General features: G+C 66.4%; 9 protein-coding genes. 4 read left to right on the top strand and 5 right to left on the bottom strand.

Translation table 11 applies throughout. The annotated features are described in order from the left end of the window. Positions 1 to 92: 92 nt before the first annotated feature. The 3 genes from TPR58_RS04630 to TPR58_RS04620 all read left to right on the top strand — a co-directional run bounded on the left by TPR58_RS04630 (position 93) and on the right by TPR58_RS04620 (position 3,367). Positions 93 to 2,144 carry an NAD(+) synthase gene (locus TPR58_RS04630; protein ID WP_346245445.1) on the top strand — a complete coding sequence of 684 codons (2,052 nt, stop codon included), beginning with the start codon at positions 93 to 95 and terminating at the stop codon, positions 2,142 to 2,144. A gap of 72 nt (positions 2,145 to 2,216) precedes the next feature. After that, complete coding sequence (locus TPR58_RS04625; protein ID WP_346245444.1) at positions 2,217 to 2,636, top strand: hypothetical protein; 420 nt, start codon at positions 2,217 to 2,219, stop codon at positions 2,634 to 2,636. Next, positions 2,633 to 3,367, top strand: a complete 735-nt coding sequence (locus TPR58_RS04620) for a polyamine aminopropyltransferase (protein ID WP_346245443.1) — start codon at positions 2,633 to 2,635, stop codon at positions 3,365 to 3,367. The genes TPR58_RS04625 and TPR58_RS04620 overlap by 4 nt, the downstream gene beginning before the upstream one ends. A gap of 61 nt (positions 3,368 to 3,428) precedes the next feature. Here the strand turns inward: TPR58_RS04620 and TPR58_RS04615 are convergent, their stop codons facing one another. The 3 genes from TPR58_RS04615 to TPR58_RS04605 all read right to left on the bottom strand — a co-directional run bounded on the left by TPR58_RS04615 (position 3,429) and on the right by TPR58_RS04605 (position 7,573). Continuing rightward, complete coding sequence (locus tag TPR58_RS04615) at positions 3,429 to 5,375, bottom strand: glycoside hydrolase family 97 protein (RefSeq protein ID WP_346245442.1); 1,947 nt, start codon at positions 5,373 to 5,375, stop codon at positions 3,429 to 3,431. Further along, a complete protein-coding gene (locus tag TPR58_RS04610; RefSeq protein ID WP_346245441.1) occupies positions 5,372 to 6,118 on the bottom strand; it encodes a GDSL-type esterase/lipase family protein in 747 nt (248 codons plus the stop codon). The genes TPR58_RS04615 and TPR58_RS04610 overlap by 4 nt, the downstream gene beginning before the upstream one ends. Before the next feature lie 99 nt (positions 6,119 to 6,217). Then, positions 6,218 to 7,573: an MFS transporter gene (locus tag TPR58_RS04605; RefSeq protein WP_346245440.1), complete on the bottom strand. Its 1,356-nt coding sequence runs from the start codon at positions 7,571 to 7,573 to the stop codon at positions 6,218 to 6,220. Positions 7,574 to 7,700: 127 nt separating this feature from the next. On the opposite strand from TPR58_RS04605, the gene TPR58_RS04600 reads away from it, so the two are divergent. Further along, positions 7,701 to 9,938: a glycoside hydrolase family 3 C-terminal domain-containing protein gene (locus TPR58_RS04600; RefSeq protein ID WP_346245439.1), complete on the top strand. Its 2,238-nt coding sequence runs from the start codon at positions 7,701 to 7,703 to the stop codon at positions 9,936 to 9,938. A gap of 43 nt (positions 9,939 to 9,981) precedes the next feature. Here the strand turns inward: TPR58_RS04600 and TPR58_RS04595 are convergent, their stop codons facing one another. Both TPR58_RS04595 and TPR58_RS04590 read right to left on the bottom strand, forming a co-directional pair. Continuing rightward, entirely contained in the window at positions 9,982 to 11,232 is a 1,251-nt protein-coding gene (locus TPR58_RS04595; RefSeq protein ID WP_346245438.1) for a cysteine dioxygenase, read from the bottom strand. Between the two features lie 107 nt (positions 11,233 to 11,339). Then, positions 11,340 to 12,362, bottom strand: coding sequence for an oxidoreductase (locus TPR58_RS04590; RefSeq protein WP_346245437.1), 1,023 nt, complete (start codon positions 12,360 to 12,362; stop codon positions 11,340 to 11,342). Positions 12,363 to 12,428 lie beyond the last annotated feature (66 nt).

The raw sequence follows: 12,428 nt of genomic DNA, 5'->3' as shown, positions 1-12,428 counted from the left end.
CGGGACCGTGCGTGCGACTAGGACGGCGCGGTAACCGTACCGCACCCGCCGGCGCGCAGGCCGCCGGGCGCTGAGGAAGGCGTCCCGCACCCATGGCCGATACCCACGACTTCTATTCGATCCATCGCCAGGGCATGATCCGTGCGGGCGTGTGCACGCCCGTGGCGACCGCCGGGGATCCGGCGACCAACGCCGCGTCGACGATCGCGCTGGCCGAGGCGGGCCATGCCGAGGGCGCCGACCTGCTGGTCTTCCCCGAACTGAACGTCACCAGCTACGCGATCGACGATCTCCACATGCAGGACGCGATCCTCGCGGCGACCGAGGCGGGTATCGCCAGCATCGTCGAGGCCAGCCGCATGCTGAAGCCGGTCCTGGTGGTGGGCGCGGCGGTGCGTCGCAATGGCCGGGTCTATAATTGCGGTCTCGCCATCGCGCGCGGCCGCATCCTGGGCGTGGTGCCGAAAAGCTTCCTGCCCAACTATCGCGAATATTACGAGAAGCGCTGGTTCGCCTCGGGCACCGGGCTTGCCGGGCTGGACATTCAGCTTGCAGGCCAGACCGCACCGTTCGGGACCGACCTGGTCTTCGCCGCCGCCGACTTGGCGGACTTCATCTTCCATATCGAGATCTGCGAGGATTACTGGGCCCCCACCCCGCCTTCCACGGCGGGGGCGCTGGCCGGGGCGCTGGTTCTGTGCAACCTTTCGGCATCGAATATCGTCGTCGGCAAGGCGCGCGAGCGTGCCCTGCTTTCCGCCTCGCAATCGGTCAGGACCGCCTCGGCCTATCTCTACTCGGCATCCGGTCCGGGCGAGAGCACGACCGACCTCGCCTGGGACGGCCAGGGCGAGATCTACGAGCTGGGCGAATTGCTCGCTACCTCGCAACGTTTCGACCTGTCGACCGAGACCGTCTATGCCGACCTCGACCTCGAGCGGCTGCGGCTGGAGCGGATGCGCACCGGCACGTTCAACGACGCCGCCGCCGCCGCAGGGCATCCCGAGACGCGGTTCCGGCGGATCGCGTTCGAGCATGGCGCCGATCATGCCGATCTGGGCCTGCGCCGCGCCATTCGTCGCTTCCCGTTCGTGCCGAACGATCCCGCCCGGCTGGCCGACGATTGCTATGAGGCCTTCAACATCCAGGTCGAAGGGCTGCGCAAACGGATCGAGTCGACTGGCGCCAAGCGGCTGGTGCTGGGCATTTCGGGCGGCCTCGATTCCACGCACGCGCTGATCGTTGCGGCCAGGGCCATGGATCGGCTCGGCCGGCCGCGGTCGGACATTCTCGGCTTCACCATGCCCGGCTTTGCCACCAGCGAGGATACCAAGAGCAATGCCTGGGCGCTGATGGACGCGATCGGCATCACTGGCGAGGAGATCGATATCCGTCCCGCCGCGCGACAGATGCTGGGCGACATGGGGCATCCCTATGCCGATGGCGAGCCGGTCTATGACGTCACGTTCGAGAATGTTCAGGCGGGCCTGCGCACCGACTATCTGTTCCGCCTGGCCAACCAGCGCGAAGGCTTCGTCGTCGGCACCGGCGATCTGTCCGAACTGGCGCTGGGCTGGTGCACCTATGGCGTCGGCGATCATATGAGCCATTACGGCGTGAATGCCGGCGTGCCCAAGACGCTGATCCAGCACCTGATCCGCTGGACGGTCAGCGACGGCCAGTTCGAAGGCAAGGCAGCCGAAGTGCTGACCGCGATCCTGAACACCGAAATCTCGCCCGAACTCGTCCCGGTCGATGCCGAGGGCAGGATGCAGAGCACGCAGGACCGTATCGGTCCCTATGAGCTGCACGATTTTTTCCTCCATTATGTCGTCCGTCACGGCCTGCGTCCGTCCAAGATCGCCTTCCTCGCCTGGCACGCCTGGCAAGACCGCGACGCCGGCGCCTGGCCCCAAGGCTTTCCCGATACCGGCCGCAACCAGTATGACCTGCCGACCATCGCCAAATGGCTGGAGAGCTTCTTGTGGCGCTTCTTCCAGACGAGCCAGTTCAAGCGGTCGGCCCTGCCCAACAGCCCCAAGGTCTCGGCGGCCGGCGGCCTGAGCCCGCGCGGCGACTGGCGCGCACCCTCCGACGGCGTCGCCCGGCCCTGGATCGAGGAACTGCGCGCCAGCCTGCCCTGACGGCATATGGATATGGCTCCTGCCCCTGTCCTGGCACGGGGAATAGGTCGTTCTACTTTTCAAGGCTTTGCCGTGCGGAACTCGCATGCCATTGCACCTGGCGCGGCCAACCCTCACATCGGTGACGGACGTGTCCGGACTGGGGCATTATGTCCGATTGCCTGGCGCAACGGCGCGCACCATCTGCATGATGGCGAAGGAGTGGACAGCATGTCGAACGACCGTCCGGCCGCAATGGCCGAATTCAAGCGGATGATGAAGTGGATCGCCCTCGCCGGCGTCCTGATGGTGATCGGCGCGCTGTGGTATCTTTCGCTCTACGTCGAACTCAATTTCGTGATCGTTACTGCGACGATCGCCGGCGTATTCCTGTCGGTACTGCTCGGATGTGGTCTGTTCGCCGCCGCTTTTTTCAGCGACAAGAGCGGTCATGACCAATCGGTCACCAACGCCACCCGACACGGGGAAGACAAGGACGGCCGATCCGGATGACCCTGCCAAGCGCGCTGACGCGGTTCGAAACCGATCTGTTCGTACCGAGCTATCAACCGATGACCATCGGCGACTGGACGCTTCGTGTCGGCGGGCACGCACTGATCCAGGGCTATTGGAGCCCGGCGAGCCTGGTCAGCGACTTCCCGGTGCTGATGCGACACGAAGAAACCTGGATGTCGATCACCCCGCTCGAACTCCAGAGCCAGGAAATCGGCATCCGCCTGGCGCGCGGGCATGTGGTGATCCTCGGCCTGGGTCTCGGCTGGGCGGCAGCCGCCACCGCGATGCTGCCCGAGGTGACGCGGGTGACGGTCGTCGAGCGCGATCCGGACGTGATCGCGCTGCATGACGCGCTCGACATCTTCGCCCAGCTGCCGCCAGAAGCGCGGGAGAAGGTCCACATCGCGCGCAGTGATGCGCTGGACTATCGGCCCGACGTGCCGGTCGACCTGCTGATGCCGGACATCTGGCTGTGGCTGGTCAGCGACGGGCGCGTCGACGAGGTCCGACGGATGCAGGCCAACATGGATGCCGGCGCGATCTATTTCTGGGGCCAGGAGCTCGAGCTTGCCCGCCACGCCCGGGCGGCGGGCCGCGAGATCGATGCCGGGGGCATCGCCGCGACCATCGCCGACTGGGACCTGCCGATCATCGGCACCGACTGGCTCGGCTATCCCGCGCTGGTACGCCAGGTCGCCGATCGCTGGATGCACGACCGCTGGTTCTGACAGCGGCGCGGGCTGGCGCCGGATCGAAAATCGCTCTTTCGCGATGTTTCAAACCTGCCCCTCAGTGAAAGACCGCCACCGCGCCGCCGGTCGGCTTGAGCACCAGCTCCAGCGCTTCGCTGCCGCCGACGCTGCGCTCGGTCTTGCGCACCGCGTCGGGCGCGTCGCCATCGGCCCACAGGGTCATAGTGTGGCGCTTGCCGCCCAGGAACGACAACGGCAATCGAACGGTGCGGCCGCTCTCGTTGTTGAGCACGCCCAGATACCAAGTCTTTCCCTTGCGCCGGGCGACCGCGACATAGTCGCCGACGTCCCCCGCGATGAAGCGGGTCTCGTCCCAGCTTGCCGGCACGTCACGCAGGAACTCGAACCCGGCCGGGCTTTCGGCATAGGTATCCGGGCTGTCCGCGGCCGCCACCAGCGGGCTGTCGAACACGACGTACAGGCCCAGGCCGTGCGCGCGAGTCGTCTGCACGAACGGCAGGTCGTTGCGGATACGGAACTGTTCCGGCGAGACGTTGCGGAACCCGCCGGGCGTATAGTCCATCGGCCCGATCAGCCCGCGGGTATAGGCGAGCATCACATCGTTGCGCGCCGTCGCGCGACGGCTCCACTTGTTATACTCCGCGCCCATCACGCCTTCCTGCGTCATGAAGTTCGGATAGGTCCGCGCCAGTCCGCGCGGCGGAAACGCACCGTGCAGGTCCACCATCAGCTTGTGACGGGCCGCCGCGGCCAGCAGCTTCGAATACCAGTTGACCATCCACTGGTCGTCGCGGTCCATGAAGTCGACCTTGATCCCGGCGATCCCCAGCCGCTCGTACAGCGTCAGCGCCTCTTCCATCTGGTCGTCCAGCGCTTCCCAATGCGCCCAGAGCCACAGGCGGACCTTCTTCGACTTGGCATAGGCGGCGACTTCCTCGATGTTGATCGGGTCGCTCCAGCGGGTGATGTCGACGCCGGGACGACGCACCCCGCCGCCGCCGGCACCGGCGTACCAGCCCTCGTCGATCATCGCATAGGGCCAGCCATTCTCGGCCGAGAAATCGATCAGCGCCTTGGCGACCTCGGTGCTGGTCCGCTTGCCGGGCAGGCGCGCGATGACCGGGCCGCTCCACCAGTCCCAGCTCGTCATGCCGGGCTTGATCCAGCTGGTATCCTCGATCCGGCTGGGCGTCGACAGGGTCGTGATCAGCGTCGAATCGATCAGCTGCCCGACCTTGTCCGCCAGCATCACGACCCGCCACGGCGTGACGATCGGGCTGCCGACTCGCGTACGGACCGCAATGCGCGGGTCGTTGATCGAGGGCGACAGCTTGACCTGAAGGCCCAGCCCGCCATCGCCGCGGCCGGTCAGGTACATGCCGGCAAAGTCGAGCAGGTCGGCCTCGGCAATGGCGAAGCCCGCCTTGCCGGTCTCGCAGACGAAGGGCATGTCGAACAGGTTATGGTCGCGCGTGCGGCTGGTATCGACCGGATCGAACTCGCCCTCGTGGCTCGACCCGAACTTGCCGACGTTGAAGCCCCAGCATTTCCACGCCTCGGGGAAATTGAACCCGGTCCGTTCGTAGCGGACGATCGCCGCCGCCGTCTGGGGCTGGACCGGCACGACCGTGCGGAAGGCGACGCCGTCGTCATAGGCGCGCAGCACGACATCCATCCGACGCTTCGCCCCGCCCTTCTCGACGAAATGGACGGTCAGTTGGTTGTGATGGTCCCTGCCCTGCGCCGCCTTGCCCACGACGATCGGATAGACCGTGTCGGCGCTCTCCCTGTCGGCGCCCGTCATGGTCATCCCGTAACCCAGGCTGTCGGTGTCGAGGTCGAGCGCGATCGGCGAATTGGCGATGATCGTCATGCCGTTGCGGGTCACCCGGTAGTGCGGCGTCCCGTTGGCATTCAATCCGATCGCGATGCGATTGCTGCCATCGGGCGAGGCCAGTTCCTGGACCTGCGCCGAGGCGGGCACCGCCGCGGCCAGCGCGGCGGCCCAGATCAGGAACCTCATGCCTTGCGGGCGACCAGCAGCGGAGTGAGCACCGACTCGATCAGGGCATAGCCCTCTGGCCCCGGATGCACGCCGTCATGGGCCAGGCCCGGCTTCATCGCGCCCTTAGCATCGGCCAGTACCGGCGTGTAATCGACGAAGGTCAGTCCCTCGGCACGCGCGAATTGGGGAAACCACTCGTTCAGTTCGCGAATGCGCGGGACGGTCGCCAGGCCGGGCCGCCAGGGAAAGCCATCGGCCGGCGGAGTCGAGGCCAGCAGCACCTTGATCCGGTTCGCCTTGGCGATCGCCACCATCATCCGGAAATTGTCCTGGCTCTGCGCCGTGGTCATCGGCCCGGTATTGCCGGCAATGTCGTTGGTCGCCGCCATGATGTGGACGAAGCGCGGCCGCAGCGCGACGACATCGGCCATCATCCGCAACACCATCTGCGGCGTGGTCTGACCGCTGATCCCGCGGCCGATACGGCCGGGCGTGAAGAAGGCCGGGCGCTTGCCCACCCAGCCCTCGGTGATCGAATCGCCCATGAAGACGATGTCGACCGGCCGGCCGCTCGCCTTCACCGCCGCATTGTCGGCGGCGTACCGCTTCAAGCCGGCGAAATCCTCGAGCTTCTCGCGGTTGCGGCGCTCAGCTTCGCTTTCCTGCGGCGCGGGCGCAGTCTGCGCGGACGAGGAGGAGGCGAGCGCGATGAGGCCGAAGCCTGCCGATCCCGCAATCAACCGACGACGATCCACCTTCATTGACCTCTCCATACGACCGAACGGGACAAGTTCTCGCACCCGGACCCGGCGCCCGCAAGACCGGAAACGGAGCGCCGGATCGACGCTCCGTTCTGGCCGTCAGTGCATCGAGATTGCCGCTGCCTCGCCCTCGCGCTTGGCAACGCGGGCGCGGCCTGCGGCAATCGCGAACAGGCACAGCGCGACATAGCAGGCCGCCGGCACGATCAGCGCGAAGGCATAGCCGTTCGCTTCCGACACCAGTCCGACGAGCAGCGGCAGGATCGCACCGCCGATGATCGCCGTGCACAGCAGGCCCGACGTGGCTTCCTGGCTGGCGGTCGAGCGCTCGAGCGTCAGGGTGAAGATGACCGGGAACATGATCGAGTTGAACAGGCCGATCGCCAGCGCGACGAAACCGGCATCGACGCCGCCGACCACGACGACGAACGCGCACATGCCCGCGGCGATCGCGGTGAACAGCGCCAACAGGATCCAGGCGCGCACGAAGCCGAGCAGCACCGACCCGATCGCACGGCCGACCATCGCGCCGCCCCAATAGAAGGCGACCGCCTTGCCGGCTTCCTGAAGCGAGACGCCGGGCACGCCGTCACTGCCCATGGCGAAGCCCAGCAGCGGCACCGAGAAGGGTGCGTTCGACTGGCCCCAGATCGCGTCATTGTTGAGGAACAGCGCCATCTGGGTGCCGATCGCGACTTCCGCGCCGACATAGAGGAAGATGGCGAGCGCGCCGAACAGCGCCCAGCGCGACGAGAAGGCATCGGCGATCATCGTGCCCAGGCTGCCGCGTGCCTCGGCGGTCGAGGGCGGGGCGGCGCGGGTCACGACGCTGCGGCTGAAGAAGAAGAACAGCGCGAGCAGCGCAATCAGGCCGCAGATCCACAGATAGGCCGAATCGATGCCGCCCAGCGCCTGCTGACGGACCGCCTCGGTCACGACGGTGCCCGGCTTCACCTCGACGCCCTCGAGGAAGAGGTGCGCGCCGATCAGCGGAGCCAGGAAAGTGCCGAGCGAGTTGAAGGTCTGGCTGAGCGTCAGGCGGAAATGGCTGTAGCGCGGATCGCCGAGCGCGGCCGCCAGCGGATTCGCAGCGACCTGAAGGATCGTGATTCCGCTCGCCAGGATGAACAGGCCGATCAGCACCAGCGTGAAGATGGCGAGGTTCGCCGCCGCCAGCATGACGAGGCAGCCGACGATCATCGTGCAGAGCGCGATCAGGATGGTCGGGATCGACTTCAGCCGGGCGAGCAGCGACGCCGCCGGGAAGGAGCAGACGCCATAGGCGATGAAGAAAGCGAAGGCGGCAAGCTGCGCCTGAACGTCGGTCAGCGTGAAGATGCCCTTCACCGCGGCGACCAGCGGGTCGACCAGCGCAGTGATGAACCCCCATGCGAAAAACAATGTGGTCACGCACACGAACGCGATCGTCGTGGTCGAACTTGTCTGGCCCTTCATTCCTTGCTCCCTGCTCGAACTTTGCCGCGAGTCTTCGATCGACGGACCCACTGGCGTAATTGTCCCTTGCCCGATATGACGGCTTCCGACAACGCTGACAAATAGCGGACAATTCCGGGAGAGAGAAATGGGCCTTCGTCGCACGATCGCAGTTGCAACCCCGCTGGCTGGCCTGGCGGCCATTCTGGCGTCGACATCGCTGACCGCGCAGAACAGCGCGCCGGCCCGCTCGGAGGCGGCCCGTCCCTGGGCGAATCCGCGACTGGATCCGGATCGCCGCGCCGACCTGCTTGTGGCGCAGATGACGACCGAGGAAAAGCTGACGCTGGTGTTCGGCTATTTCGGCAGCGACTTCCAGCCGAAGAAGTACACCGCCCCTGCAGAGGCACGGCCGGGCAGTGCCGGCTATGTCCCTGCGATCCCGCGTCTTGGCATTCCGGCGCAGTGGCAGACCGATGCCGGCATCGGCGTCGCCACCCAAGGCGGTGCGCAGCGCAAGCGAGGCCGGACCGCCCTGCCCTCGGGTCTGGCGACCACCGCCAGCTGGAACACCGAGCTTGCCTATCAGGGCGGTGCGATGATCGGGCGCGAGGCGCGCGCGTCCGGCTTCAACGTGCTGCTGGCGGGTGGCGTCAACCTGATGCGCGAGCCGCGCAACGGGCGGAATTTCGAATATGGCGGCGAGGATCCGTGGCTGGCCGGCGTGATGGTCGGCGAGCAGGTGCGCGGCGTCCAGTCGAACCATGTCATCTCGACCATCAAGCATTATGCGATCAACGACCAGGAAACCGATCGCGACACCGGCAATTCGATCATCGGTGACACCGAAGCGCGAATGTCCGACCTGCTCGCCTTCCAGTTCGCGATCGAGCGGTCGCAGCCGGGGTCGATCATGTGCGCGTACAACAAGGTCAACGGCACGCACGCGTGCGAGAATGACTGGCTGCTCAACAAGGTGCTGCGCGACGACTGGGGCTTCAAGGGCTATGTCATGTCCGACTGGGGCGCGACCCATTCGACCGCCGCCGCGGCCAGGGCGGGCCTCGACCAGGATTCGGGCTTCCCGTTCGACAAGGAGCCCTATTTCGGAAAGCCGCTGGCCGATGCGGTCGCGCGCGGCGACGTGCCGATGGCGACGCTGGACCGGATGGCGCACCGCATCCTGCGCTCGATGTTCGCGCACGGCCTGTTCGAGCATCCGATCACCGCGGCGCCGCACGACCTCCCCGCGGCAATGCTGGCCGAACATGCCAAGGTGACGCGCGCCGATGCCGAGGAAGGTGCCGTGCTGCTGCGCAACGAGAATGCGCTGCTGCCGCTGTCGCCCCGGGTAAAGCGGATCGCAGTGATCGGCGGCCGGGCCGACAAGGGCGTGATCGCGGGCGGCGGGTCGTCGCTGGTCTATCCGGTCGGCGGCAATGCCGTGCCCGGGCTGGAGCCGACCTTCTGGCCGGGTCCGATCATGTATTACCCGAACGCCCCGCTCGACGCGATCCGCCGTCAGGCGCCGCGCGCATCGGTATCCTATGCCGACGGCAGCGACCGGGCCGCCGCGGTCAATCTCGCCTCGCAGAGCGATGTCGTCATCGTCTATGCCACCCAATGGGCAGGCGAGGCATTCGACGTGTCGCTGACCCTGCCGGACCATCAGTATGCGCTGATCTCGGCAGTGGCGAAGGCCAATCCGAAGACGGTGGTCGTGCTGGAAACCGGCGGGCCGGTGCTGACCCCCTGGGCCGGCGAAGTCGGCGCGATCCTGGAGGCCTGGTTCCCAGGCACGCAGGGCGGCGATGCGATTGCCAACCTGCTGTTCGGCAAGGCCAATCCGTCGGGGCACCTGCCCGTCACCTTCCCGCGCTCGATCGACCAGCTGGCCAAGCCGTCCGAGCCGAACAAGGGCGACACCGTCTATAGCGAGGGCGCGACGGTCGGTTACAAATGGTACGATGCCAAGGGACTGGAGCCGCAATATCCGTTCGGCTTCGGCCTGTCCTACACCAGCTTCGCCTATTCGCGGCTGACCGCGCGGCCGCAGGGCGGATCGATCCGCGTCAGCTTCGCGGTGCGCAATACCGGCAAGCGGGTCGGCAAGGACGTGGCGCAGGTCTATGTCGCCGGCAGCGGCTGGGAAGCACCGAAGCGACTTGGCGGCTTCCGCAAGGTCGAGTTGAAGCCGGGCCAGTCGCAGACGGTGACGCTGGACATCGACCCGCGGCTTCTGGCGACCTGGGATGCAGCGAGCCATTCATGGAAGGTCGCCGGCGGCAGCTATGAAGTCCTGCTGGGCGAGCATTCGCGCGACGTGAAGGCACGCGCCCGCGTGACGGTCGAGGCTCGGACGCTGCCGGTCGGCTGGCGCCCCTGATCGAGGTTGGCCCCGGCAGCGAGGCCGGGGCCACCTTATCCTTTCAATAGTCGCGCCACTCCTCGCGCATCTTGTTCTTGAACCACAGATAATCGGCGTCGCTGTTCGGATCGAACCGGGCGATGTCCCATTTCTGGAGATAGTCGAAATAGGGCCAGTGCACGTCGTTGGTCGCGGCATATTGATAGCACTGAATCGTGATGCAGGGCTCGGCGCCCGTATTTTCCAGCATGTGGAACTGGTTGAGCCGGGCCGAGATCCACGCGACCTCGTTGGTGCCGAACACCTGCGTGCCGAAGGGCTTTTTGTGGTGGCAGGAAAGCATCGGGAACAGGTGGACGTTGATCGCGCCGTGCAGCACCTTGATCACCGCATCGGCACCGCCATGATCGTGGATCGGCGAATAATGCCGCGACGGCCAGATCTCCATCACGAACGGGATGCCGGGTGACTCGCCCTGGTTGCCGCCCAGGGTGATGCGCAGATAGGTCGCCAGCGGATCGGGCTCGCCGAACTCGCTTGCCTTCTCCTTCAGCTTCTCGAAGCACCACAGGCCCTCGGTCGCGATGCTGTTGGCGATCGCCTTGGAGAAGTCCGGGAAATCCGGGGTGTCGAGCACGAAGCTCTTGCCCGCGACATTCTCGAACAGTTGCTGGCAGGCGGGCGTCAGGTTCGCCGGAACCGCCACGCGGTCGGTCGTCCGCGCGACATCGTCCATCGTGATCTCGTCGGGCGAGACCACGCGCATCGGCGTCGCCCAGGTCACCGGATCACGCCAGATCTCGGCCTCTCCGCGGATTTCAGCGCGCAGGTCCACCGTCGCCACCTCGCACAGCCAGTGCAGCGGATCGGGCGACCCGTCGGCCGGCTTCGGCGCCAGTTCATAGTCGAGCAGCATCGTTTCCAGCCGCATCTCGCCCTTGCCGTAGCGCAGCCTGCGATTGTGGCAGTCGATGCTGAACCAATAAGGGCAGAGCGGATCGGCATCGAGCCCGACCTCGGGCATCCAGCCGGGCCCGACGTCGAGCCGAACCAGCGCATGCCACTCGCCATCGCGGAATGTTGACAGCGTCACCTCGCCGAACCCGACATCCCAGCGATAACCGGGCGCGCCCCAGCATTCTGCACGCAGGACGACGCTGAACCGCCTGCGCTGCGCGACCGCGAATGCGATCGTCCCCTGCCCCGTTACCGGCAGACGCGCCTTGCGCGGCTCGCCTGCCTCGTCCCCCTCGCCCGCACCCAGCAAAAGCCGTGCAGGCACGCTCATGAAATCACCGATCGCGTTCGCCATGATATCCTCCCCCAATGGATGGGAGCGGACCCTAGGCAGCGCCAGCGGAGAGGCAATCGGCGTGCGACGCTAAATTGAAGCCATTTTCGAGTTATTATACGATCGTATCACAGCGTGATGCGACGGCCTTCGCTGGCGCTTTGGCGCGCGACGTCGATCAGCTTCAACCCTGTCACCGCGTCGGCGGCATCGACCGGGACTGGCCCCTTGCCCGAAATGGCGTCCGCGATTCCGGCATAATAGCGCTTATAGTCGCCGCATTCGGACACGATCGTCTCGCTGGACCCGTCGGCGTGCCACAGCGTGCCGTGATTGGCCGGATCTTCCACCCCGAACTCGGGCGCCGAGGCGCTTCCGCCCGCCCGCATCCAAGGTTCTTGCGGGTCGAGGCCGTTCTTGATGAAGCCGGCCTGGGTGCCGTGAAGTGCAAAGCGCGGCCGGCGTGCCGCGATCAGCCGCGATGCCGCCAGGATCACCCGGCGCTGGCCGTAATGGAAGGTGAGTTCGAAATAGTCGTCGGTGCGCGCATCGTCGCGCTGGACCGCGATATCGGCGGTCAACGCTTCGGGCATCCCGAACAGCACCAGCGCCTGGTCGATCAGGTGCGGCCCAAGATCGGCAAGCATCCCGGCGCCAGCCTCGGGCCGGTCGCGCCACAGCGTGGTGACTTCCGGACGGAACCGGTCCCAGCGGAATTCCGCAAGCCGGATGTCGCCGAGCCGCTGCGATTCCATCAGCGCGCGGACGGTCAGGAAGTCGCCATCCCAGCGGCGATTGTGAAAGGCGCTGAGGACGAGGCCCCGGGCATCGGCCAGCGCGATCAGCGCCTCGCCGTCCTCGACGGTAATCGCGAACGGCTTGTCGATGACGACATGCTTGCCCGCCTCCAGCGCAGCGCGGGCCAGCGGAAAATGGCTGTCATTGGGAGTCGAGATCGCGACCAAGTCGATCGACGGGTCGGCGATCACCGCCTCGGCGGTCATGACGGCCACCTCGGAATAGCGCTCCCGCACCTGATCGACCCTCGACGTCGCGATCGCCGCCAGTTCCAGCGCAGGAACGCCATCGATCAACGGCGCATGGAACGCCATCCCGCCCAGGCCATAGCCGATCACTGCCGCACGGATCATCACCGTCTCCCTTGCCTGTGGATCACGCGTCCGCCTTCTACGTCGGCGACGGTGATTTCAAGCGTG

The organism is Sphingomonas rustica (assembly GCF_039652585.1).
GTDB lineage: Bacteria > Pseudomonadota > Alphaproteobacteria > Sphingomonadales > Sphingomonadaceae > Sphingomonas > Sphingomonas rustica.
Note: the sequence above shows the minus strand (reverse complement) of the source record. Positions and strands in the feature narration are given on the sequence as shown.